The following is a 23,582-nucleotide window of genomic DNA, read 5'->3' as shown; positions in this document are numbered from 1 at the left end:
TTTTGATGATAAAAAGACAAGGTGGTCATAAATGATGAAAGCAGTTCAAGTGTCAGGATATGGTGGTTTGGAACAATTAGAGGTAGTCGAGAGGGATATACCGATACCGAAAGCAAACGAAGTACTCATTAATGTGAAGGCGTGTGCAATCAATAATACAGAAATTTGGATGCGAGAAGGAGCGTATGGAACCGAGGGTAAATCTGGATGGAGACCAGAAGGAGTACAGTTTCCTAGAATACCTGGTTCAGATATTACTGGAGAAATCGTAGACGTTGGAGCGGATGTTGACGCGAAGCGTAAGGGAGAAGACGTAGTGCTGTTTCCTTTTACATCAAGCGGTGAACCAGGTAGCGAACATATTTCTGAAGACATGTCGTTTATCGGATCAGAGTACGATGGGGGTTATGCGGAATACGTTGTTTGGCCAGCTGAACTATGTCTTCCGATGGCTCTTCCTAATTATGAAGAGAGTGCTGTGTTCTCAGTGAGCGGGATGACTGCGTGGCATATGGTTGAACAGTCTAGCATCAAGCCTGGTGAAACCGTGATGGTTACAGGTGCAAATGGAGGCGTAGGTTCACTCAATGTGCAGATCGCTCGGAACGTGTTTGGTGCAAAGGTTACCGCTATCGTGGGTGATTTGTCACTTGAAGGGAAGATGAAGGAACTCGGTGCAACGCACGTTCTATCATATAAATCAGATAACTTGGCAGAGGAGATAATCGAAGCGAACGGTGGTCCAATTGATGCTGTATTGGACGTCGTTGGAGATGCCTTGTTCCATACATCTCTTGAAGTTCTACGGAAAGGCGGGCGCTTCTGCACGTCTGGATCTGCAGGAGGGCAGAAAACGGAGCTCGATTTCAGAACAATGTACTTAAAGCACATTACACTGATCGGTTCTGTCCTTGGAACAAGAGACGAATTTGAACGCCTTATGAAGGCTGTAACAGAAGGCAAAATCAAACCGATCATTGATCGAACTTTCCCACTTGAAGAAGCAAGGGAAGCACAAAGCTATTTCAAGAAGTCAGGGAAGCTTGGGAAGATTGTTTTGTTAACATAATGGGGGTCAGGTGCGGGTCTGTCCCCCGCTTCGTTAAAGCGCTAAAATCCATGTGGTTTTCTTCAATGTAAGTGAAGACAGTAAAAAAGAGAAGGGGGGGCAGGCACATATCTGCCCCCCTCTCTTTTTTTCTATCGATTACGCAGTTGATTTAGAATCTCTAGCCCTGCTGTCACTCCCTGGCTCATAGCGGAACCTCCGCCATAACCAGCAGCGACGACCATTGTTTCGTAGATTTGTTGGTCGGTGCATTCCATTGCTACACATTGGTCCATATGGTACGTGATGCTCGCTTCGTCACCGTCTTTAATGCTAATAGCTAGAGCCATTAAATGCTTGTGCGGACGATCAATTTCTCCAGCTTCAAATGATTCACCTGTGAAACGATTGTACTCGTTGATTGCATCAGGTAGATATTCGCTTAACTGTTCTATTCCTTTACGATAGTTTTCAAGATTTTTTTCAGCGTTAATTTTCATGTTCTCACTCTCCATTTCTTTATCATTAGTGAACCATTCCTTTTTTGATTTAGAAGGTAAACATTGGGATGTGCTTTAATGTATTAGTGAAGTGGGGGTCAGGTACGTACCTGACCCCCCACTTATAAAAAAGAGGAGTTTAAACATCTACGTTGTATCTAGATAGATGGGTGAAAATGTATATGGCTATTTATTCTATGGAAAAACGAGAATGGCCAGGTATTTAAGTGAAAGATTAATCGACGACTAATTAGTCCTAACCTTTGAAATTACATATAAGCAGATAAGCGAGGTGCCTATGCAAATTCGAAACGTGAAACAGTCCGATTATTACGTTGTATCTCCCTTAATCAACGACTGGTGGAGTGGGAGACAAATGGAAGACATGTTGCCTAAATTGTTCTTTGATCATTTTACGTCGACGAGCTTTGTGGTAGAAGAGGAAGGCGAGATCATCGGATTCCTTATTGGTTTCTTATCCTAGACTCACCTTCACGAAGGATATATCCACTTTGTTGGTGTTCATCCAGATTATCGAGGCCGGAACATCGGGAAGCAGTTGTATCACGAGTTTTTCAAAACGATTAAGCTCTATGGTCGTAGTATTGTGCGGTGCGTGACCTCTCCAGTGAATAAAACATCGATCGCCTATCACATCAGAATGGGGTTTGAGATTGAAGGTGGAAATCGCGTTGTGAATGGGATTGCGGTTCACTCGAATTACGACGGACCGGACCGAGAGCGAGTTGTTTTTGTGAAAAAGCTCTATTGAGGAGATTAGAGCTTGTCATAAGATGAAGAAATGTTCCTTGAAAGCAGGTGCTAATGTTGCATGAGGATAAGGTACTTGGAGTTGGACAGACAGCTCAAGTGGTTGGACTGGAAGATGGAAAAGTAGCCAAGCTTTACTATGATCACATTTCATCAGTATCCATAGAAAAAGAGCGCCTAAAGAGTTCCGAAATAAGCCTTACTGATCTTCTTGTTCCAGAAGTGTACGGAGAGACGGTAATCCAAGGGAAACGTGCATTAATATATGAACACATTAAGGGCCTTCCACTAACAGCGATGATGAATAATCCTTTCTCTCTAGTTAACGGATTGAGAACCATGGCCACTTTACATACGAAGATTCACAGTCAAGCAGATCTGTCTCTACCATTGCTAACAGATTTTCTTGAAACGAAAATTCAAAGTGTAAAGGAGTTATCAAAGGAAGAGAAATTGATGGTGTTACGAGAATTAACCAACTTACCAGATGAAAAAGCACTCTGTCACGGTGATTTTCATCCTGATAATGTTTTGATTACACCAAAAGGTCCCGTCACAATTGACTGGTTAGATGCAACAGTTGGAAACCCTGTTGCTGATGTTGCGAGAACGACGCTTTTATTAAAATATGGTGGGTTTTCCCCGGAAATTTCACCGATCGCTTATAAAATTCAAATCGTTTTTCGCAAATTTCTAAGCAGTCTTTATGTTTCTTTATATCGAAAACGTATGCCACTCAATCAAAAAACAGCTAGAAGCATGGTTACTTCCTGTGGCGGTTGCCAGGTTATCAGAATCATTACCTGCCCATGAAAAAAAGCAGTTGCTTAGAATTGCACTTACTCGATTGCGGTTGGTAAAAAAAGAAGATAGACCGTTAAAAGAAGGGAGATAGTAAGGGGAAATAGGTGAGGGGTGAAGGTATGATGTTACTTATTAAAATCCGATTTACTTGATTACCATTGTGATAATGAGATAATGGAGGAATCTACAATCATCCAGATGACACCATATGATTTATTGGCTATCATTATTGTAGAAACTGTAGCATCAGAGCCTTTATTTAGTGCAAGGATAGTTGATAAAGAGCATTATCTTTTAAAAAAGCTAAACTTCTTTTTACATTCTATTTCAATCTAATAGAATTTTAAGTGTGAAAATTGAAAGTAAGACGTCTTCCATAATAGGAGACGTCTTTTTTGTTAGCTTGCTATTCTTTTATATTAAAAGTAAACAAATGTACACGCCATTTTCATTCAAATACATACTATATATAAGCTACTGCTAGAACAATAATCTAAAAATAGGTGATAATATGAGTAGATATTTAAAATGGTCAGAGGTGCCATACGGCGGAGAAACAAAGCCACCGAATGATCCCGTCAATCCCCTTGCTGGATCATGGCCCACTACCTTTATTAAACGAAGGGGAAGTCGATTTTATAGTCCCAATGGTCCTATTCGTTTTAGAATTCCACATCCAAATGATATAGACTGGGAAGCAGAATTGAAAGTTGTACAAGAAACATTAGATAACATTACGCCTAGACAAATCCAAATTGCTAAGTACTGGGGGACAGGAGTTGCAACGAAACAGTGGACGCCAATCATCGATAGATTAATTGATACGTATGGCGTAACCCCGCCTTATGCTGCACGAATTTTAGAGGCAGTACAAGCAGGAATTAACGACACATTCGTTGTTGGCTGGTATTACAAATACTTGTGGGACGTGGCTCGTCCAATCCAGTATGATCAGAAACTTGAACCGATTTTGTGTACGCCGCGATTCCCGACTTATATATCTGGTCATTCTGCAATTGCGGGTTGCGCTGAAGTGATTTTAAGCTACTTTTTCCCAGGAGAGGCAAAAAGACTCCACCAACTCGCTGAAGAAGCTGCTGTGTCTAGACTCTATGCAGGAGTTCATTTCAAAGTGGATAACGATGCTGCACTAGTAATGGGGAGACAAATAGGAGATATTGCTGTCGCGCAATTAAGTCGTCAACGTAACTCTAGTGGTAAGAAGATTGATACGCCATACTTTAAGGATTTACACGCTAGGTTACAGCCGCCTCCATATAAACAAGCCATTCCATATCCTTTTAACGATACATGCACTTCTAATACAAAAAGCTCACGATGTTCTGATAGTAATCCAAAGCTGTTTATTCCAGATAAAAGTAAAAAGTGCTAACTAATAGAGACTCTATTGCTCATTGTGGCGAGAGAGTCTATCTGTTTTGCCCATTTTAATGACGAGTTCTATTTTACCAAATAAGGTTGTCTCTCTTTAGCTGCTCCCGTATTCTTAAAAGGATGAAAATAGGAATTGGGGGAGTACAATGGGTTGGTTTAATCGAAATAAGAGAGAAATTAAGTTCACTGAGCTAGATGAAGAAACACAAGAAGAGATGTTGGCGTTCACAGGTAAAAGGGAAAAGGTTTATAAAAAGAAGTGGGAGAAGTTATCTACAAAGAAATCACCTATTTCATGGAATTGGGCGTCTTTTTTCTTAAGTTTATTCTGGTTTACATACCGTAAAATGAACGTCTATGCATACGTGTTTCTGAGTATAATTGTCGTTGTGGATGTTCTGTCGATTGTATTCTTTAAGAAAGCACTACCAGGATCAACAATGGGACCTGCTTATATTGTTTTGGCATTGTTTGCGAATAAACTTTATTTTGATTTTGCGCTAAGTAAAGTAAAGAAGTTGAAGGACCTTTATCCAGACCGAGATGAACGTCTTGAAGTGATTAAAAAGCGTGGGGGCGTTAGCTGGGGACATGCTCTTCTCTTTGTTCTAGTTATGGTGATTTACGGATTTGGTAGTGCGACTTTTGAAGAGGAAGTATATTACTCATATATGACACCGAAGTTCTCAGAAGCTGCTGAACTTCAGGATGCAGGTAATATCGATGAAGCATTGGCCGTTTACAATGACATCGAGAATGAAAACGTGCCTGTTCCATCGATTCATTTTAATAAATCGCTCATATATGAAGAGCAACAAAAATACGATAAAGCCTTAAATCAGATGAATACATACCTTGAGTTAGCACCTGATGATGAAGAAGCAATAGAGATCAAAGAAGAGATTATGGAGAAGATGAAGTAGGAATAGATGCACTATACATTAAGCAAAAGAGCCTGGGGATTTCCCCGGGCTCTTTCAATGTTTTAATCTACATTTCTTCCTGAGCCATTTTCTTTCTTCTAAAACGATAGAAGACAAGATATAGCATAGGTACCATAATAAGCGTAAGAATCGCTGAGAATAGGATACCTGAAATGATTGTAACAGCAAGCGGTGTGAAGAGTGCATCGCCACTTACGGCAACTGGAATTAAGGCAACAATTGATGTGATGGCTGTTAGAAGAATCGGGCGTAAACGTACGCGTCCAGATTCGATGACAGCTTCTTTCACATCCATGCCTTTTTTCAATGCTTGTTCAATGAATTCAATTAACACAACCGAGTTCCTGACGACGATACCTGTGAGGGATACCATTCCCATTACACCGAGGAAGCTGATCGGCGTTTGGGTAACGAATAGTCCGAGTATCGCTCCTGCAATTGCGAGATATACTGCAACGAGAACAAGGAACGGTAGTGATAGTGAGTTGAATTGAAGAGCGATTAACAGGTACACAAGGAAAAGTACTATGGTGAAGAGGACAGTAATTTCTGCGAAGAAATCACTTTGTGCTTCATTTTCACCACCAAGTGTAATGTTGTAATCAGCTCCAAGCTGATCGCGCTGTTTCTCAACAATTTCTGTTACGTTTGCTTTGTAATTCTCTTCATTTTCTGGGAAAGCACGAAGCGTAATCGCGCGTTCACCATCAATGTGAGGAATGGTTTGAAGCTTTTCGTTTCGTTCTGTTGTAACGAGTTCATCAAATGAGATCAGTTCAGGTGGACCACCGGTTGATAAGGCAGGAAGCTCTAGGCTTGATAAATCCACTTTCTCGTCGCTACCTTCTAGCACGATGTTCATATCCCGTTTCACGACACCATTATCGAATGCTTTTAATGGAATACCTGCAGTCGCAAGTCGGATTTGTTGGCTAACCTGGTTAACGGTAATGCCGTTTTCTTCAAGAGCATCACGGTTTGGAACGTAGTCGAGTGATGGTGCGAAATCCCCTACGTTGTCAACAACAAGATCGGTTTCTAGGTCTTCAATCTCAGATGTTAATTCATCTCTTAGGTCAATTAATTTGTCAATTTCAGGACCAGAAATAGTTACAGTTACAGGTGCGCCAACTGGTGGACCTTGTTGGATCGTTTCCATGAAAATTTCAGCTTCAGGGTACTCATTACGAAGCTTATCTGTCCAGTCGTCAATAAGTCCCTGGGTTGTCTGGTTTTCACGATCGACCCTAGCAACGATCTGACCGGTGTTTTCTCCAGTACTTGTTAGTGAACTATTAAATAGTCCAGGTGTACCTGTGCCAGTGAAGACGCTCGTTTCATAGACGCCATCATCTGACTGTAATCTGTCCTCAATGTTCTGTAGTGTTTCATGTGTCTCTTCAATCGGTGTTCCAATTGGCAGTGTAATGTCGACCGTTACTTCTTCTTTATCAGCTGCCGGGAAGAATTCGAATGGTGTTAAGACAACTAATCCGAAGATGGCGGTTGTGAACACGAGACCAATAATGGAAACGAGAATCGGTTTTTTGGAGAATTTCTTGAGTAATTTATCCGCATAAACGTCTGCAAGCTTGTTTAATGGCTTACCGAGAAGACCAGGTGCATCTGACATTGGTTTCTTCGATCTGCGGCTCAAGAAGTATCTTAAAATTGGTACGAAAATGAGCGCAACAAGTGTTGATGCGATAATGGTAGTAATAAGTACAGTCGGCAATGCCCTAATAAAAGCACCGTTACCGCCTGATAGGAAAATGAGCGGTAGAAAAGTAAAGACGATTGCGAGAGAAGAGGTAACGATCGATACCCAGATCTCTTTCACGCCATTCACTGCTCCCATTAATCCTTTATCCCCAAGCTTGTATCTGCGCTGAATGTTGTCATTAATAACGATCGAGTCATCCACGATAATTCCGAGTGCGATGATCAACCCAATAACTGAAATCTGGTTAAGATCAACATCAGCGAACGGGAGGGGGATGAATCCCATTAACACAGAGATCGGAACAGCAAGAGCTACAACAAGTGCACCAGATCCCGAAAGTCCTAATGACGTTGCAACGATTACCGCAAGAACGGAGATAGCAAGTGATAGGAATAGCCCATCGAAAATATCATTTACGATCGATGCTTGTGAGTAATAGGATTCTAATTCAATATCAGAAGGTAATCCTTCAGCAAGCTCGTCCACTTTTTCGCTAACTCGTTCATCAACCGTTGGAATGTCTTCACCAGGTTTCACGTACGCTGTGAACGAGATGGAAGGTTTCCCTTCGAATGTGATAATGTCTGTTAGCTCTTTCGGACTCACCTCTACGCTCGCGATGTCTTTAAGATAGACGGAATCGCCATCAGGGTTTTTACCGACGAAAAGCTCTTCCATTTGATCAAGTGAATCATAGTTCTCAACAGAGAGTTGGACAAGTTCATCGTCCATTTCCTGTTTACCAAGAGGAGTTGGGTAGTACTCGTTATTGATGGCGTTCTGAACATCGATGACATTCAGTCCGGACTCCTTCAATTCATCTTGCTTTAATTCAATTAAAATTTGTTCTTCAGGTAATCCTTTAATGGTAACGCCTGAAACACCTGAAAGTTCTTCCACTTCATCTTTCCAACGATTTAATTCTTCTTGCATGGAAAGCAGATTTTCTCGATTTTCACTAGTTAAGTGATAGGAAACGATCGGCATTTTGGCCGTTGATTCGTTCACTTCTGGTTCAAAAGCGTCATCCGGAAAGGATGCTGAAGCATCTGAAACAGCCTGGCGGACGTCACTAAATACTTCTTTCTTACTTTCACCATCGGCGACTTCTATAACAATAGTAGAAAATCCGGATGCAGATGAAGAAGTCACTTCTGCAATACCATCAATTGAACTAAGCGAAGATTCAATTGGGTTTGTAATCGAGCGCTCGACTGTATCAACAGTAGCACCTGGATAGACTGTGTTAACCGTTCCGATATTAACGGTTGTTTCAGGAATTTCGCGCTGTGGGAGTTGGATGAATGTAAAGACTCCAACGATGACGAATAATAGAATGAATATGATAAACAGCTTGGATCGTTGTAGAATCCACTTGAGCATATAAGGGCCCCCTCTAATAGTTTACGACTGGTTGGTCAGTGTGTATTCGTTTATACCCTTTATAGGTTGAAATATAAACTTATAATCTTCTTGACTCATTAGTCATTTTACCTATATAAGAGTGCATGTCAAGAAAAGAGTGTGTTTCTGAGTTTGACTTTAAATGGAACACGGAATGAACATAGTAATCGTAAGTTGGAAATTCGCTCTTTCTGCAAAGAAGAGGTATGATTTGATTAAGAGTCATGGTTTAGGATGAGAACATCGAGGTGAATACATTGGATAAAAGAAAAGCAATTCTTGAAGCTGCCGTTGAGCTAATAGGAGAGAAGGGCTATACACATACATCAATGCAACAAATCGCAGATAGCGTTGGGATATCGAAAGGATCACTTTATTCATTTTTCCCTTCAAAGGAAGATTTGATTATATCGATCTATGAACATTATCAACAGCTTGTGTTTGAGCGCGCATTTGTAGTTGGATTGGACGGAAACCTTCCACCTTATGAACGATTCGCTAAACAATTTCAAGTCCAGTTCGAAGGGATTCTTGAATATAAATCGTATATGAAAATGCAAATGCGAGGGGAAACGGCCCAAAGTAGTGAAAAACTAGAGAAAATGGGTCATCGTATGAGGGGAAGGTTGTTCAGCTGGCTTGAGCGGAACCTAATCGAGCTATATGGAGAGGAGATCTCTCCGTATAAGTGGGATTTAATGTGGATGACGCAGTCGGTCTATACGTCGTATACAGGACTAATGATTTCTTCAGAAAGCGAGCTTGATCCGAAGGAACTTGGGAGACATCTCGTACGGCAGATTGATATTCTTGCGAACGATTTCCTCGCTGGGGAAAGCAAGCCATTGCTTGATGACGAGATGATGCGTCCCTTCTCAGTTGGGATGGATCGGGAAGGGGCATTTACTTCTTTCGAGAAGAGAGAGAAAGCTTGGAAAGCGGTATATAAACAAATCCATACACTTGATCAAGAGCACTATTTTCTAGAAGTGACAAATCGCATCTCAGAAGAGTCAAGAAAGTCAAAGCCTGATGAGCTTGTTATAAGAGGGTTGTTTCATTTATTGAAAGAAGAAGAGAAATTGAAGGCAGAAGCGATCACTTTAGAGGAACAGCTTCTTTCTTAATCAACCCATTGATTTGATTATGTTTGCGTCATTTAGGGTAATTAAGGTTTAGAGCTATAGAGAGCTATAGAGCGTAAACCAAAGGAGAGAACAACATGACAAAAACATCATCATCAATCAATGGCAGTAGTACCTTTATTTCAATTGTATCAATCGCTGCAGCAGGACTTGCAGCTATTATAGCTGGTAGCTTCTTATCAGGAATGATTGAAATTGAGCCAATAAATAAACAGTTCTTCCCGGTTATATTACCTATACTAATATGTGCAGTGGGAATCATACTAGGCCTCACTGCATATCGTTTATCCAAACGTAAAATAGCGATAACAGGGATTATTCTAAATGCAGTCGTTGTGTTCATTCCTGTTACCTATTTGGTTATGTGATTATAGGAAGAAGAATAATATGAGAGGGGTCAGGCGCGTGCCTGACCCCTCTCTTTGTGTAGATGTAACTTTCTCCGTCCCAATAACGTCTAATGAGATAAATGGTGTACGAAATAGAATGGAGGTCATTCTATGAAACTACGAAATGTTGGATTAGTGTTGCTTGGAAGTATACTTCTAGTAGGAATAATGGGTTGTACAGCAAACGACGAGAAACAGTCAAATGGTGCTACAGAACCAAAAGCAAACGTTGAAAAAGATAGAACTGATGAAAAAGACGTTCGATCTAATCTGGTAGAGATGATAGCGAACGATGAGAAAATTATTGGTATGTTGAAGTCTTCAGGGGTTATTAAAGAGAATGCAACGCAAGAAGAAATTAGAGAAGCAGTAGAAGATTATCTTCAGACGAAAGCTGAACAGAACCAAATGAGAGAGAAGTTAAATAAGAAGAAGATTGAGGAGTTAAAGAAAGAGATTCAAAAGGACCTTCAAGAAGAAGGTTCATGATTTGGGAGACTCGGTTGCTGAGTCTCCTTTTTTTGTGGAGTTAGCGGGTTGAAGCGTTATTGCAAGAAAATAAATGTGTTGTCGTATAGCAGTTCTTTTGGCTCGTGTCTTAAGTAGGATAATTGTATTTTTATTAGAAAAAATAGATATTTGTGCAGGAAAATGGCAGTTTTTGAGACTTTTGAATCATTCATATTTTTCAGAAAACATATTATAGTGAGTCTATTGTAAAGGTTTTGTAAAAACATTTTTTGGGGGGCTTGAGCATTTGAAAGGGAAAAATGTATTGTCGATGGCAATGATTGCCGCTTTAACACTAGGGTCACTAGCAACGGGGACAAGCAGTACAGTTCATGCGGATTCAACTTCAGTAAAGCAAGAAGTGAAGAAAGAAGCCGTACATAAGCAAGGGCCGTTTGATTTAGCGGTAGCGAATGAAGAGAAACTGATTGAAATGTTGAAAGAAAACGGAAAGATTCCAAAGGATGCTTCGGCTGAAGAAGCGGAGAAAGAGCTAAATCAATTTCTGAAAGAGAAGTCGGATGCCCTTAAAGATATGGAGTCTAAGGGAGAATTAAATGACGAAAAGCTTGAACTTGAGAAAGAGATCAAGGATAAGCTGAAGAATGATAACGATCAGAAAGCAAAGGATAATGGACGTAAAGGCGGAAAGAAGCTGGGCACAGTTGTTGAGGAAGACTACCACGGTGATGTTCGCTCAGATAACGTTCTAGTTCTTTTAGTTGAATTCCCTGATTTCCCACATAACAGTATTCAACCAGAAGAATCAGATATGTACTATGAGGATTATGTGAAAGAACACTATCAAAATATGATTTTTGGTGAGAACGGGTACGAGGGGCCGAACGGCGAAAACCTAGTATCTATGAAGCAATTCTATGAGCAACAAACGGATGGAGCTTACACGGTGAATGGAACAGTTGCCGGTTGGTATATGGCTTCAAAGAATGCAGCGGCATATGGAGGCAAGAGTCCTTCTGGTGGAAACGATGTGAATGCTCGCGGTCTTGTTAAAGAAGCGCTTACTGCAGCAGGTGCAGATCCAAGCGTGAACCTAGCAGACTATGACCAAGAAGATCGTTACGATCTTGATGGCGATGGTAACTTCAGAGAAGCGGATGGACTGATTGATCACTTGATGGTTGTTCATTCGGCTGTTGGTGAAGAAGCAGGTGGAGGTCAGCTTGGTGAAGATGCGATTTGGTCTCACCGTTGGAACCTCGGAAGCATTTTCCCGATCGCAGGATCTCCAGAGCCAGAAGTTGATTACTGGGGCGAAGGTTCTATGTACGCGTATGACTATACAATTGAACCTGCTGACGGCGCAGCTGGCGTATTTGCACATGAATATGGTCATGATTTAGGCCTTCCTGATGAATATGATACGCAATATACAGGTGCTGGTGAAGCTGTCTCGTATTGGTCAATCATGGCAGGCGGTAGCTGGGCTGGTAAAATACCAGGAACAGAGCCAACTGGATTTAGTGCATGGTCGAAAGAATTTCTTCAAGCTGCACATGGTGGAAACTGGTTAAAGTACGATGAAGTCGATCTAGAAGAGATTGATAAGAAAGGTTTTGAAGTATATCTGGATCAAGCAAATACGAAAGGGACGAATCTTGATGCCCTTCGAATCAATCTTCCTGACAAAGAAACTGAAATCAACAAACCTTTTAGTGGAGAATTTGAATATTTCAGTGGAAGTGCAGATGACTTAAATAACTCAGCAGTATTTAATGTTGATCTTACAAATGTTTCAAACGGAGAGTTGTCGTTCAAAACATGGTATGACATTGAGACAGACTGGGATTATGGTTCTGTACAAGTAAGTGAAGATGGAGAAAGCTGGACAGCTATTCCAGGTAATATTACAACAGATACGGATCCTTACGAAGCTAACCCTGGACATGGAATTACTGGAAGCTCAGATGGTTGGGTTGATGGAACATTCGATCTAAGTGAATATGCTGGTAAAGAAGTATTTGTTAAGTTCAACTATTTAACAGATGGTGCAGTATCAAATCCAGGTTTCTTTATTGATGATATTCGTGTAACAGCTGAAGGAAACGAACTGTTCTTTGATGATGCAGAAGGTACTCCGAAAGTTGAATTACAAGGATTTACGAAAGACAACGGTGTGAAGGTTTCTGAACATTACTACTTGCTAGAATGGAGAAACCACCAGGGTGTGGATAAAGGGTTAGGTCACATCCGCCGTGGTGCAAGCCTTATGTCATTTGAGCCAGGCCTTGTTGTTTGGTATGCAGATAACAAGTACTCCGATAACTGGACAGGCGCTCATCCAGGTGAAGGTTTCCTTGGCGTAGTGGATGCTGACCAGCACGAATTGTTCTGGAGTGACGGTACACCTGCTCAAACACGTTATCAGATCCATGATGCTGCCTTCAGTCTTCGTAAAGATGATAAAATGTTTATTGACTATTCTGGTATCAATGGACTAACAATGACAGATAAGAAAAATCAATTTGTGAAACAATTTGACGATAGCAAGAGCTATCTAAATGAAGCGATTCCGGATGCAGGACGTAATGTAACGGAATATGGATTGAATTTCAAGGTAACAGGCGAAGCAACTGATCGCTCTGTTGGCCGCGTTTCAATCACAAGAAAATAAGTAGAGAAGGAGCGCTTAGTGATAAGCGCTCTTTGTTTTTTTTGCATGAATAGCGGGTGGGGTCAGAGAGGGGTCTGACCCCATTTTCCATTTCCCGCTAATCAGCATTGAAACATGCGTCATTGTGATCGGGAGAGAGGATTTTTTACGGTAAGCTAAATATTTACCTTCCCATTCGTTGGCGTATTTTCCTTTAAACTTTCGTAAGCCCTGAAAATGATAGAAAATATGCCCATGTAGGAAGATTTGCGAAGCGACTTTCTCGCTTAAGAAAGAGAATTTCGATAGCCCGACGTTAGAAAGAGGGGCCATCCCTAAATTGAACTTCTGATAGCCTTCATCTTTTGCCCATTCGAATAAAGAAAGGAAAACATAATCCATTGTTCCGGATGGTGCAGATCGTTTAAATCTCATTAAATCCACAGATATTGTCTGATCATTATCGTAAACAGGCATAAGGTTTGTAAATGCGATGATCTTATTATCTCTATCTCTAACAAGCGCGATTTCTGACTGATTGAGGTAATGTTCATCGAAAAAGCCTAGCGAAAAGCCTTTTTCATTTCTGCCTCGGAGCCACTCGTCAGATACCTCTTCTAATTTCGTCATCAGCTCGTTACTGAAAGGTGGTTTCGCTAGTTCAACTCTAAAGTTCTCTCGTTCAAACTTATTTTTAACTGCTCTTGCGGTTTTCATTTTCTTGCCAACTAGAGAGAAGAGCTGTAGGTTGACATATGCCTCCTCGCCAAGTTTGAAGAAGTCAAAGCCACTTTCATGAAGATAAGAAAGCATTTCTTTGCTTACCTGGTAGAAGACAGGTGAATAGCCATAAAGATCTGATAGCTTCTGAAACTCCTCTATTGCGTTCCGAAATTCTGATTTCTCACCAATTGGATCACCAAGAATAACAAGCTTATCTGCTGATTTTTGATAAAAAAACAGGACGTTGTTCTTTGTATTCCAGAACATATATTTATCATGAAGAAAAAATAAATGCGTTAAGGTGCTTCCTTCATAGTTTCTAAGATGCTCTTGGATTCGATCTTCCTCCCCTCTCGTTGTTTCCATGACCCATTCATGTGGTTTAATGACGAAATAGCCAATCGTAAAAAAGAGAAATGCAATCAATAAACCAATCCAGGCACTATCAATTAGATTGTGAGGATTTGTCATGATGAAAGGGGCTAGTTTGTTTGGAACCGTTTCTCTAAACGGTAATGTGACGTACCCAACTGTGATGTAGATTGACGTAATAAAGACAATGGACGTACTGTCGAAAAGGATTCTGCTCCACGTTAACACGTAGCTCTCACGATAAAAGCGAGATTTAGATAATCGAAGCAGTAAGGCAACCATCAATATGAAAATGGCTTCTTCGTAGTCAAACCCTTTTGAAAATGTGAAGATAGCAGCACAAAACAATACAGCAAGGGTTACATAATACGCCCATTTCACTTTGTATTGAATGCCTCTTGATAGCCCAATCAGTACGAAACCAGTCGCAACCGAAAGTTGATGTGAGACAGTGACGAGAAAAGGCAGTGAGAAGAGCTCCTCAATAATGGCTAACCGACCAATAATCCCCGGTAAAGCTGCAGAAAGAAGGAGAATGAACCCCGATAGAAAAACCAATGTGGTGATAAGAACATGACTGATGCGCTGGATGACGATAAGTGGCAATTGATTCCACGAAGCATTCCACTTATCCCAGTACTCTTTAATAAATAGAATGACGGCAAGTAAGAAAGGAAGAAGGAAATAACCAAGTCGATACAAGATTAAGAGGAAGAGGACTTTCTCATCCTGTATGCCTAATAATTGTGTTCCCCATATAAAGACAAGGTCAAAGGAACCTAGACCACCCGGAATCATACTCATAACTCCTGCACAAGAAGCAACAATGAAGATGGGGAACAGTTGTCCAACAGACAGGTTTAAATCGATTGCGCTTGATAGTACCCAGACTGCCAGGAATGCAGAGGTCCATTCAACTAGAGAGACACCGATAAGTTGATACTTGATTTTTAAGTCAAAAGGTCGATTTGTTGTTTTATCCTTTCGAATAAGGAACATGATTAGAAGGAAAGGGAGATACATTCCAATTGCAATGACAGCAAGGTAGAGCCACTTCGTATTTGTTAGAAGAGGGCTCTGTCTGTAAGCTGCGAGTACAAGCCAGGATAAAAGTGAGATTCCAGTTAGATAGAACAAAGATACGCTTGTTATTGTCTTTATTAATTTGCCTCTGTCACTTTCGTAAGCTTGGAAGAAATAAGTCCGTAGCATTCCACCGACCAAACCCCCAAATCCAAGCAGGTTTGAAAATGAATTCGCGATAACGGACTGCTTGATTAGTTTTCTTAAGGGAGGCGTTTTCTGCATGAACTTTACGATTAAGGCATCATAGAAAATCATCGGACTAACAGCTCCCATTGTTAGAAGAAGGACGAAGAGGAGCATAACGAGATTAAACTGACTAACTTCATGACGAAGTAATTTCATATCGATATTGCTCGTAAACTGACTGATTTCAACAGCAGCAAGCGCGAAAAGTAAAAGCGGAAACAACACTTTCAATACTTGGAGGGCTGTTTGTTTGTTCATTTATAAGGTTATCCTCTCTGTTAGGGGGTCAGACAGGGGTCTGACCCCCTTCTTTAGACCTATGTTTAGTAACAAAATAAAAGTATGATAGGCTATCAAATTGAGGAGTGGTCAAAATGATAAGAGCTGATGTTATAGCATTTATTCGGAGAGAACCATCCCTATTCCTTTATTTTGATCATGTAGATCGATGTGGAGGGACATGTTAATGAACAAATGGTCATTCTACTCAATTGCTATTATTGTGGCGGCTATCGCCAGTTTCTATTTGTACATCGATGCCAGAACGTTGGATGTTAAGAAGTCAGAGCTACCTGTTGATCAAGATACCGCAATTCAGATATCACAGCGGTATCTTGCGGGAGGCTGGAAAGATCCAGTTGATCTTCATTTAACACCGTACTCGATGAAAAGTACTACTGAAACTAAGGAAACGTTTGTGGTCGATATTATGGATGAAAGCGATCCAGGTGCTTGCACAGGCTATGAGGTTGTTGTGGAGAAGCAGACAGGCAACGTGATTGAGAAACAACGGCTAAATTACTGTGATTAGAGAAATTAGATGTGCGAGATTAAAAACGAATGAGAGGGGACAGGTACATATCTGACTCCTCTCATATGTTATTAAAGGTGAAAACGACGTAAACGTAGAATTATTCATATGGGATTAAGTTCACAATTGTACAATTGAATCGTTTAGATAAAAGAGGAGGTTACAGAGTATGTATGAATACTTCTGTCCTGATTGCAATATCTCTGAATTCTCATTTGAAGTTGAACCTTTAAAGCAATGTCCGGAATGTCATCTAATGATGGACCATATCGAAACCGAGGGAATTGAGAGTGAGTACAGATCATTGTGAACTGAAAATGTGTAGCTTTTCCTAAGAACGTTTCAGTACCTAAATTGGATTAAAATGAGCAATGACACCTCCAGCATAACAAAACCCCTGCTACTAGTAGCAGGGGTTTTGTTATTAGTCCTTATTATCCTCGCAAGCTTCTGCAACTCGCTCAAAATAACTTTCCACTGAACTATTCAGTGTATTAACCAGTTTCTGATCAAGTTTTTCCTCCTCTTTAATAGAGAGTAGTACACTTTCAATCAGAAATTTCCGAGGTTTTTTGGAGTGAAGTAATTCGTCCTGTACAAAATCCAATAGTTGGACTGATTTCGGATGATTTTCTTTAGATACAAGGTTTTCTTTTAACTCAGATATCGTTTGGTAAAGCGTATCTTGAAAATCCTGTTCCGATCTCATCGCATCGGGTAACCAGCTATTCATTTGCTCAGGCATATTTAATTGATCGCCTGACTCTGCAGCGCCATCAACGACGTTTACAATACGGTTCACAGTATAACGTACAACAGGATAGATATCTGCACTTGCTCCATTCGCAATCGAATAATACTTCACATTGTGATGTAGCATCCCTAGGAACATAATCGAACTATCGAGTAGATAGGGACGTTTCTCCTCACCAAATAGTTCAATAAACCGATTGAATACCCATCGTAGCATCCTCATCTGGCCAACTTTCAGAAAATCTTTTAATTCTTCATCAGTTGAAACGAAAACTTCTTCAAATAAGGTGATCAATTTATTCTTTTTATTCGTGTTCATCTGGAATTCAATTTGTTTGACGAAGATTTCTAGGTCAGACGGATCTTGTCCGATGAGGAGTTCATTTCTACTTGTTTCCATTGTTTCATAAAGAGCCTTGAAAAGAGCGATTAACAGCTCATTTTTGGATGAAAAGTAATTGTAGAATGTGCCTTTCGATATACCGCTATATTCTAGAATATCCTGGATCGAAGTTGCTTGAAATCCTCGTTCTATAAAAAGCTGATGAGCCATTTGTATAACATGTTGTTTTCGATCGTTCATCGTATCACCTTTGGTTTTATAATAAATTTCAAATTGTACTATCTGTATAAAATTGATCATACATTACTTTTTCTTCTAATACAAATGCCTTTAAACGGGGGATATTTATTGATTGCAATTAATGTACTCGTGGTATATGATGTGAAGAGTTGGAACAATAGTATAAATTATTGAACTAAAGGTATATGGGGGATTAACGATGAGTAAAACAATGACTGAAACGCCTCGTCCAAAGTACGGTATTCTAGCTGTCTTAATTATTGGTGCTTTCATTGCATTTCTAAATAATACATTACTAAACATTGCGTTACCTTCAATTATGGCTGATTTGAAAATTGAGACAGCTACGGTCCAGTGGTTAACAACAGGATTTATGCTAGTGAATGGTATTCTGATTCCAACGACAGCTTTTCTAATTGAAAAGTATACAGTTAGACGTTTATTTCTAACGGCTATGGGCTTATTTACATTAGGGACTGTTGTAGCTGGAGTGGCAGATGTGTTTCCTGTTCTTTTAGGAGGACGTATGCTACAGGCTTCAGGGTCTGCGATACTAATGCCACTCTTAATGAACGTCATGCTGGTTAGCTTCCCGATCGAGAAAAGGGGAGCGGCAATGGGTGTGTTTGGTTTAATTCTTATGGCTGCACCAGCAATTGGACCTACGTTATCAGGGTGGATCATTGAACACTACGACTGGCGAATGTTGTTCCATTTCGTAACGCCGATTGCGATTACCGTATTCTTGCTTGGTTTCTTCCTATTAAAAGACAAAAAGGGAAAAGTGAATATCCGACTTGATGTTACTTCGTTGATTTTATCAAGCGCTGGTTTTGGCGGGATTCTATACGGATTTAGTTCCGCAGGAAATAAAGGCTGGGATAGTCCGCACGTTTATTTAACGATTGGAATTGGTGTTCTATCACTCGTAACGTTTATCGTTCGTCAATCTAAATTAGATCGACCAATGCTTAATTTCAAAGTGTTTAAATACCCAATGTTCGCTTTATCTTCCTCTATTTCGATGGTGCTGAACATGGCAATGTTCTCGGCCATGTTGCTTCTTCCAATCTACGTACAAACGATTAGAGGAATCTCGCCGTTTGATGCAGGATTAATGATGCTACCAGGTGCACTTGTGATGGCATTCATGTCACCAATTACGGGTCGTCTGTTTGATAAGTTTGGTGGGCGAGTTCTTGCGATTACGGGTCTATCCATTACAGTCGTAACAACCTATCTTTTCAGTACGTTGTCGATGGATACGACGTACAATTCGATTATGGCGCTTCATGCTGTAAGGATGTTCGGAATCTCAATGGTTATGATGCCGGTATCAACGAACGGATTGAATCAATTACCTGCTCGTTTCTATCCGCACGGTACAGCAATGAACAACACGCTTAATCAAGTAGCTGGTGCGATTGGAACTGCTTTACTTGTAACGATTATGTCAAATCGTACGGAATCTGTAGCAACGGATTTAATGGCATCGAGTGCAGGTACACAAGCGGATCCGGCAGCGCTTGCCACCTTGCAACAGCAGGTTGCCATGCAAGCCATGCTTGAAGGAATTAACTATGCATTCTTTATCGCAACGTTTATTGCGGGTCTTGCCCTTTTCCTATCATTCTTTATTAAACGGGCAGGTTTCGAGGAGAAAACTAATGATCAAGACGTAAAACCGGGTGAGTTAGTTACCAATTAAATCAAGGGTAAAGCAGCTGTTCATTGACAGCTGCTTTTTCTATTTGAATATGTTGAAAATAGTGATGTCCTCCAGATCAAACCCCATTTATGATATTCTTTATTAGGAAAGTTTTTCCTGATAGACCAATGACGAATAGGGGGATTTCTTCATGGACTCAACTCAACAAAACAGTCATGCATGGGATCAGAAGGTAGACGAAGGGGCGAGATACACGCAAGCTGTTAGTAAAGAAACAATAGAGGAAAGCAAAAAGGGCAACTGGTCAATTTCAGTTACAACTGAAAAGCCTGTGCCAAGAGAATGGTTTCCAGCATCATTGGAAGGCGTTAAGGTGCTTTGCTTAGCATCTGGAGGTGGCCAGCAGGGACCAGTTCTCGCAGCGGCAGGCGCTGATGTTACAGTAATGGACATTTCAAAGAAACAATTAGAGCAAGATGAATTTGTTTCAAAACGTGATGGGTTACAGCTCAAAACTGTGCAAGGAGATATGACAGACCTTAGCGATTTTGGTGACGAATCTTTTGATCTTGTTGTTAATCCGGTATCCAATGTATTCGTACAAGATGTTGCAGCAGTTTGGAAAGAAGCGTCAAGAGTTTTGAAGAACAATGGTGTACTCATATCTGGTTCTACGAATCCGCTTCTTTTTATTTTCGATGATAGTGAGGAACAAAAAGGTGTTCTTAATGTGAAACATGCTGTGCCTTCTTCAACATTAGATTACTTAACGGAAGAAGAAATAGATGAACATCTGAAAGCTAATCAAACGATTGAATATGCTCATACGTTGGAGGAGCTTATTCAAGGACAAATGAATGCCGGTTTCTTGATCTCAGGCTTCTACGAAGATGATTTTGGTGGGTCAAGAATTCTTGATCAATATATCAAAACCTTTATTGCAACGAGGGCGATTAAGATGAGTCCAAAGGTATAAAGAAATAAAGCGCGAAGGGATGTTGCTCTCTCCGCGCTTTTTCTAATGTGGAATCCATAATTTTTTTAAATCAATATGTCCAAATGACTGAAATTGAACGTCTTTAATGAGTGGATGAAACGTTCTTGTCTTAAGCGGATGATGCTGGAAGATTAATAGATTCTCACCTCGGATTTTTTCTTCAATCCCTTTCATTAGAGTTTCTCTATCTTCTGAGATCGGGCTTGCCTTCACTAGCTCTAGTTGATGATCAATCCACTGGATTGCGTGATCAGGAAACATGCGACGGAACAGCAGCTTCTCGTTATAGAAAGCACCCAAAAAGGAAAGGTGAGGGTCGAGGGAAGAGACTTCTCCCATGAAAATCAGGTCTGCCTCACTATCCATTTTACGTTCAACGAACTCGTCTAACGTAAAGGACGTGGACTTAATTCGTATTCCATACGTCTTAGCTCTTTCGACAAACCAGTCTGCTTCTTGTTTTGCTTTAGTGAAATCAAGGTGATAGAGTTGTAACGTTTCTTCTTCGTAAGATGATTCATGGAGTAAAGGTTTAATTTTTTGTGCATTTTTAGGTTGGTGAGAAGATCTTGAATAGTGAAAGCTACTCGCTTCAATCCATTTCTCCCAATTTAGTTCTCTTGCCATCACCTCCATATCAAGAAGGTGATAAATAGCCTTCCGAAAGGCAGGATTACACACAACGTTCTTCTTCTTATCATTAAAGATTAAATACCGAAACCCTGATTCAATTTCTTGCTTCTGTAGCGGCTTTGTAAGTCCGTCATCATCCGATTCAACTGTATAATTGACGAGATCTGCTATTTCTTGTGATACAACATAGAAATGAATTTCATCCAAAAGCGGTCGGTCTCTAAAGTAGCGATCATACGCTGCAAGGACTAATTTATTTTCCTTTCTCTCTTTGAGGTAAAAAGGACCTGTCCCAATCCAATCGTCTTCATGAAATGGAATGTCTGCTGGCAGAATGCAAAGGTTTGGCGATGCCATGTATCTTAAGAAAAAGGGGTTGGGATGGTCTAGCGTTAAAGTGATTTTATAACGATTAACACACTCAATCTGTTCGATCCCCTTTGTTAACCATGAGAAGGATGCAGGTCCTTCTTTTACACGATTAAGGGTTGCTTCTACATCTTTGCTTGTTAGTTCTTTACCGTGATGAAATTGAACGCCTTTTCTTAAGTAAAAGATCCACTTATGCCCTTTTTCCATCGTCTCATAGTGATGAGCAAGGTGTGGGGTAACGGTGTCTGTTGTAGGATCAAATTTCACTAGTGAATCCCCTAGCTGTTCGATGAGGTGCGCTTCGAATGCAATGGCTACCTTAAGCGGATCGAGTGTTGTCACAGGTCTTGAAATAAAAGAACGTAGTACGTCGCTAGAAGACGCGTCTTCCTGGTAACCGAAAAGCCTGCGAATATCTTGAGATGACTTAGCAATCCAGGACTGCGGGATTGGCAGTCTTAAAATATGTGCGGCTAAATCCAATTGCTCATTATGAAGGCACTCTTTCACATAGGATTCAACTTCAGTCTGGAAAGAAGTAGGGAAGGTAATCATGGAAAGATTCCCTCTTCCTTTGCCAGGTATGTAGGTTAGCCAATTCTTCTCTACGAGGCTGTTCAAAATTCGTTTCGCATTTTTAACGGATGTATACCAGAGATCTGCTACCTCAGTTAATTTAAAGGAGATCGTACAGGCTTTTTCTCGTTTATACATATAAGCTCTTAGCGTAAAATAACGTTCTGTTTGGATAGAAGCACCTCCTAAAAGGGGACAAGATTTCTTAGATTGTACCCTTTTTTACCCCTTTTGCAAAGATGATAATAAAGGGGAAGGAGGGATGATGATGTTCCGCACACTACATCCAAATATTAAAATCCGCATTTATACCTCATTTCTAAGTCGTATTGTGGGTTCAGCTATTTTCCCGTTTATGGCGATTTATTTCACAACAAGAATGAACGCTTCGATTGCAGGAGTACTTGTTGTAAGTCAAGTTTTCATTCAATTTATAACAGGGCTATATGGTGGTCATTTAGCCGACCTCGTTGGAAGAAAACAATTAATGGTAGCAGGTGAAGTCATTAAAGTAGGCGCTTTTATTGGGATGCTGCTGGTTAACTCTCCGTGGCTTGAATCCGCTTGGCTTACATATGTGATGATGCTTCTCGTTGGCGTTTCTGGTGGGCTTGTAAACCCAGCAGCAGAGGCGATGTTGATCGACGTTAGTACGAAAGAAACAAGATCCTTTATGTACGCCGTCAATTACTGGGCGGTTAACTTCTCCATTATGATTGGATTAAGCATTGGAGGATGGTTTTTCGAAGATTATTTATTTGAACTGCTTATTGTTCTTATGGTACTCAGCCTTCTGACGCTTTGGATGACGGTAACGTTTATTATTGATACCTATGTAGTGACTTCTGAAAAATCTAGTGGCCAATACGGCCTAAAGCCTCTGCTCAAGAGTTATGGATTAGTTTGTAAAGATCTTTCATTTCTAGCATTCACACTTGGAGGCGTTGCGATCTTAGCAATTGAATTTCAGCGTAATAACTATATTTCCGTTCGTCTTGAGCGAGACATACAGCCAATGATGGTCGATCTAGTAAACATCTATTCCTTTCAAATTGATGGTATTAAGTTGTTAAGTCTTCTTACGATTACAAACACGTTAATCATCGTATTATTTACAGCCATCGTATCAAAGTGGATTAAAGGAAGAGATGAACAGTCGCTGATGTATGCTGGATTTATCCTTTTTGGTGCTGGATATGCATTTATGGCATTTAGTACGCACCTTCCCGGACTTTTTCTAGCCGTTGTCGTCCTATCGATCGGAGAACTTCTCTATGTTCCAACAAGGCAAGCGATGCTAGCAGAAGTCGTTGACGATAGTCGAAGGGGAGCATATATGGCCTTTAACGGTCTCGTTTTTCAATTAGGTAAAATGCTTGGTGGACTTGGATTAATTATAGGAAACATTATCGGAGGGGTTGGTATGAGTGTACTTTATCTCCTTCTCGTCTGCGCAGGTATTTTCTTTACGAAACTGGCCCTTCATCGACATAAAATTCATGCAACGAATACTGTGGAAGTTCATTAGAACCATACCAAGTACAGAAAAACAAATTACAAGATGAACAATCAGG

General features: G+C 40.5%; 18 protein-coding genes and 1 pseudogene. 14 read left to right on the top strand and 5 right to left on the bottom strand.

Annotation, left to right across the window (positions count from 1 at the left end; all coding sequences use genetic code 11):
- Positions 1 to 34: 34 nt before the first annotated feature.
- Positions 35 to 1,069: a zinc-binding dehydrogenase gene (locus tag FBF83_RS05015; RefSeq protein WP_136946486.1), complete on the top strand. Its 1,035-nt coding sequence runs from the start codon at positions 35 to 37 to the stop codon at positions 1,067 to 1,069.
- A 131-nt stretch (positions 1,070 to 1,200) separates the two neighbouring features.
- Here FBF83_RS05015 and FBF83_RS05010 read toward each other — a convergent pair whose 3' ends face one another.
- Positions 1,201 to 1,548 (bottom strand): carboxymuconolactone decarboxylase family protein, encoded by a 348-nt coding sequence (locus tag FBF83_RS05010; protein ID WP_169525187.1) that lies wholly within the window; start codon positions 1,546 to 1,548, stop codon positions 1,201 to 1,203.
- A gap of 298 nt (positions 1,549 to 1,846) precedes the next feature.
- Here FBF83_RS05010 and FBF83_RS05005 point away from each other — a divergent pair.
- The 4 genes and pseudogenes from FBF83_RS05005 (at position 1,847) to FBF83_RS04985 (ending at position 5,441) form a co-directional block, all read left to right on the top strand.
- Positions 1,847 to 2,320, top strand: a pseudogene (locus tag FBF83_RS05005) (GNAT family N-acetyltransferase).
- A gap of 53 nt (positions 2,321 to 2,373) precedes the next feature.
- Positions 2,374 to 3,132 carry a phosphotransferase family protein gene (locus FBF83_RS05000; RefSeq protein ID WP_136946010.1) on the top strand — a complete coding sequence of 253 codons (759 nt, stop codon included), beginning with the start codon at positions 2,374 to 2,376 and terminating at the stop codon, positions 3,130 to 3,132.
- A gap of 502 nt (positions 3,133 to 3,634) precedes the next feature.
- Positions 3,635 to 4,516 (top strand): vanadium-dependent haloperoxidase, encoded by an 882-nt coding sequence (locus tag FBF83_RS04990; RefSeq protein ID WP_136946009.1) that lies wholly within the window; start codon positions 3,635 to 3,637, stop codon positions 4,514 to 4,516.
- 148 nt (positions 4,517 to 4,664) lie between these two features.
- Positions 4,665 to 5,441, top strand: coding sequence for a DUF2628 domain-containing protein (locus FBF83_RS04985; protein WP_136946008.1), 777 nt, complete (start codon positions 4,665 to 4,667; stop codon positions 5,439 to 5,441).
- A 67-nt stretch (positions 5,442 to 5,508) separates the two neighbouring features.
- Here the strand turns inward: FBF83_RS04985 and FBF83_RS04980 are convergent, their stop codons facing one another.
- A complete protein-coding gene (locus FBF83_RS04980; protein WP_136946007.1) occupies positions 5,509 to 8,568 on the bottom strand; it encodes an efflux RND transporter permease subunit in 3,060 nt (1,019 codons plus the stop codon).
- Between the two features lie 269 nt (positions 8,569 to 8,837).
- On the opposite strand from FBF83_RS04980, the gene FBF83_RS04975 reads away from it, so the two are divergent.
- The 4 genes from FBF83_RS04975 to FBF83_RS04960 all read left to right on the top strand — a co-directional run bounded on the left by FBF83_RS04975 (position 8,838) and on the right by FBF83_RS04960 (position 13,268).
- Positions 8,838 to 9,716 carry a TetR/AcrR family transcriptional regulator gene (locus FBF83_RS04975; protein WP_240687976.1) on the top strand — a complete coding sequence of 293 codons (879 nt, stop codon included), beginning with the start codon at positions 8,838 to 8,840 and terminating at the stop codon, positions 9,714 to 9,716.
- Positions 9,717 to 9,811: 95 nt separating this feature from the next.
- Positions 9,812 to 10,102, top strand: coding sequence for a hypothetical protein (locus FBF83_RS04970; RefSeq protein WP_136946005.1), 291 nt, complete (start codon positions 9,812 to 9,814; stop codon positions 10,100 to 10,102).
- Between the two features lie 132 nt (positions 10,103 to 10,234).
- Entirely contained in the window at positions 10,235 to 10,612 is a 378-nt protein-coding gene (locus FBF83_RS04965; RefSeq protein WP_136946004.1) for a hypothetical protein, read from the top strand.
- 268 nt (positions 10,613 to 10,880) lie between these two features.
- Positions 10,881 to 13,268, top strand: coding sequence for an immune inhibitor A domain-containing protein (locus FBF83_RS04960; RefSeq protein WP_240687975.1), 2,388 nt, complete (start codon positions 10,881 to 10,883; stop codon positions 13,266 to 13,268).
- Between the two features lie 15 nt (positions 13,269 to 13,283).
- Here FBF83_RS04960 and mprF read toward each other — a convergent pair whose 3' ends face one another.
- The gene (gene mprF, locus FBF83_RS04955) at positions 13,284 to 15,872 is read right to left on the bottom strand and encodes a bifunctional lysylphosphatidylglycerol flippase/synthetase MprF (RefSeq protein ID WP_136946003.1); all 2,589 of its coding nucleotides are present in this window, start codon (positions 15,870 to 15,872) and stop codon (positions 13,284 to 13,286) included.
- Between the two features lie 208 nt (positions 15,873 to 16,080).
- Here mprF and FBF83_RS04950 point away from each other — a divergent pair, with 208 nt between their 5' ends.
- Together FBF83_RS04950 and FBF83_RS20720 are read left to right on the top strand one after the other, a co-directional pair.
- A complete protein-coding gene (locus FBF83_RS04950) occupies positions 16,081 to 16,425 on the top strand; it encodes a hypothetical protein (RefSeq protein WP_136946002.1) in 345 nt (114 codons plus the stop codon).
- A 169-nt stretch (positions 16,426 to 16,594) separates the two neighbouring features.
- Complete coding sequence (locus tag FBF83_RS20720) at positions 16,595 to 16,735, top strand: hypothetical protein (protein ID WP_169525185.1); 141 nt, start codon at positions 16,595 to 16,597, stop codon at positions 16,733 to 16,735.
- A 114-nt stretch (positions 16,736 to 16,849) separates the two neighbouring features.
- Here the strand turns inward: FBF83_RS20720 and FBF83_RS04945 are convergent, their stop codons facing one another.
- Positions 16,850 to 17,761 carry a TetR/AcrR family transcriptional regulator gene (locus FBF83_RS04945; RefSeq protein ID WP_136946001.1) on the bottom strand — a complete coding sequence of 304 codons (912 nt, stop codon included), beginning with the start codon at positions 17,759 to 17,761 and terminating at the stop codon, positions 16,850 to 16,852.
- 199 nt (positions 17,762 to 17,960) lie between these two features.
- On the opposite strand from FBF83_RS04945, the gene FBF83_RS04940 reads away from it, so the two are divergent.
- Both FBF83_RS04940 and FBF83_RS04935 read left to right on the top strand, forming a co-directional pair.
- The gene (locus tag FBF83_RS04940) at positions 17,961 to 19,469 is read left to right on the top strand and encodes a DHA2 family efflux MFS transporter permease subunit (protein WP_136946000.1); all 1,509 of its coding nucleotides are present in this window, start codon (positions 17,961 to 17,963) and stop codon (positions 19,467 to 19,469) included.
- A 151-nt stretch (positions 19,470 to 19,620) separates the two neighbouring features.
- Complete coding sequence (locus FBF83_RS04935; RefSeq protein ID WP_136945999.1) at positions 19,621 to 20,406, top strand: class I SAM-dependent methyltransferase; 786 nt, start codon at positions 19,621 to 19,623, stop codon at positions 20,404 to 20,406.
- Positions 20,407 to 20,448: 42 nt separating this feature from the next.
- Here FBF83_RS04935 and FBF83_RS04930 read toward each other — a convergent pair whose 3' ends face one another.
- Positions 20,449 to 22,182: an ABC transporter substrate-binding protein gene (locus FBF83_RS04930; protein WP_255435933.1), complete on the bottom strand. Its 1,734-nt coding sequence runs from the start codon at positions 22,180 to 22,182 to the stop codon at positions 20,449 to 20,451.
- Between the two features lie 94 nt (positions 22,183 to 22,276).
- On the opposite strand from FBF83_RS04930, the gene FBF83_RS04925 reads away from it, so the two are divergent.
- Complete coding sequence (locus tag FBF83_RS04925) at positions 22,277 to 23,536, top strand: MDR family MFS transporter (protein WP_136945997.1); 1,260 nt, start codon at positions 22,277 to 22,279, stop codon at positions 23,534 to 23,536.
- The last annotated feature ends 46 nt before the right edge of the window (positions 23,537 to 23,582 follow it).

Origin of the sequence: Guptibacillus hwajinpoensis (genome assembly GCF_005144865.1) — a bacterium.
GTDB classification, from domain to species: Bacteria; Bacillota; Bacilli; order Bacillales; family Guptibacillaceae; genus Guptibacillus; species Guptibacillus hwajinpoensis_A.
This window is presented reverse-complemented; position numbering and strand designations above follow the sequence as displayed.

What these genes read in the sequence shown, in the direction of transcription:
- FBF83_RS05015 (WP_136946486.1), top strand. Translation starts at nt 35, where the DNA reads ATGAAAGCAGTTCAAGTGTCAGGATATGGTGGTTTGGAACAATTAGAG.
- FBF83_RS05010 (WP_169525187.1), bottom strand. Translation starts at nt 1,548, where the DNA reads ATGAAAATTAACGCTGAAAAAAATCTTGAAAACTATCGTAAAGGAATA.
- FBF83_RS05000 (WP_136946010.1), top strand. Translation starts at nt 2,374, where the DNA reads ATGTTGCATGAGGATAAGGTACTTGGAGTTGGACAGACAGCTCAAGTG.
- FBF83_RS04990 (WP_136946009.1), top strand. Translation starts at nt 3,635, where the DNA reads ATGAGTAGATATTTAAAATGGTCAGAGGTGCCATACGGCGGAGAAACA.
- FBF83_RS04985 (WP_136946008.1), top strand. Translation starts at nt 4,665, where the DNA reads ATGGGTTGGTTTAATCGAAATAAGAGAGAAATTAAGTTCACTGAGCTA.
- FBF83_RS04980 (WP_136946007.1), bottom strand. Translation starts at nt 8,568, where the DNA reads ATGCTCAAGTGGATTCTACAACGATCCAAGCTGTTTATCATATTCATT.
- FBF83_RS04970 (WP_136946005.1), top strand. Translation starts at nt 9,812, where the DNA reads ATGACAAAAACATCATCATCAATCAATGGCAGTAGTACCTTTATTTCA.
- FBF83_RS04965 (WP_136946004.1), top strand. Translation starts at nt 10,235, where the DNA reads ATGAAACTACGAAATGTTGGATTAGTGTTGCTTGGAAGTATACTTCTA.
- mprF (WP_136946003.1), bottom strand. Translation starts at nt 15,872, where the DNA reads ATGAACAAACAAACAGCCCTCCAAGTATTGAAAGTGTTGTTTCCGCTT.
- FBF83_RS04950 (WP_136946002.1), top strand. Translation starts at nt 16,081, where the DNA reads ATGAACAAATGGTCATTCTACTCAATTGCTATTATTGTGGCGGCTATC.
- FBF83_RS20720 (WP_169525185.1), top strand. Translation starts at nt 16,595, where the DNA reads ATGTATGAATACTTCTGTCCTGATTGCAATATCTCTGAATTCTCATTT.
- FBF83_RS04945 (WP_136946001.1), bottom strand. Translation starts at nt 17,761, where the DNA reads ATGAACGATCGAAAACAACATGTTATACAAATGGCTCATCAGCTTTTT.
- FBF83_RS04940 (WP_136946000.1), top strand. Translation starts at nt 17,961, where the DNA reads ATGAGTAAAACAATGACTGAAACGCCTCGTCCAAAGTACGGTATTCTA.
- FBF83_RS04935 (WP_136945999.1), top strand. Translation starts at nt 19,621, where the DNA reads ATGGACTCAACTCAACAAAACAGTCATGCATGGGATCAGAAGGTAGAC.
- FBF83_RS04925 (WP_136945997.1), top strand. Translation starts at nt 22,277, where the DNA reads ATGTTCCGCACACTACATCCAAATATTAAAATCCGCATTTATACCTCA.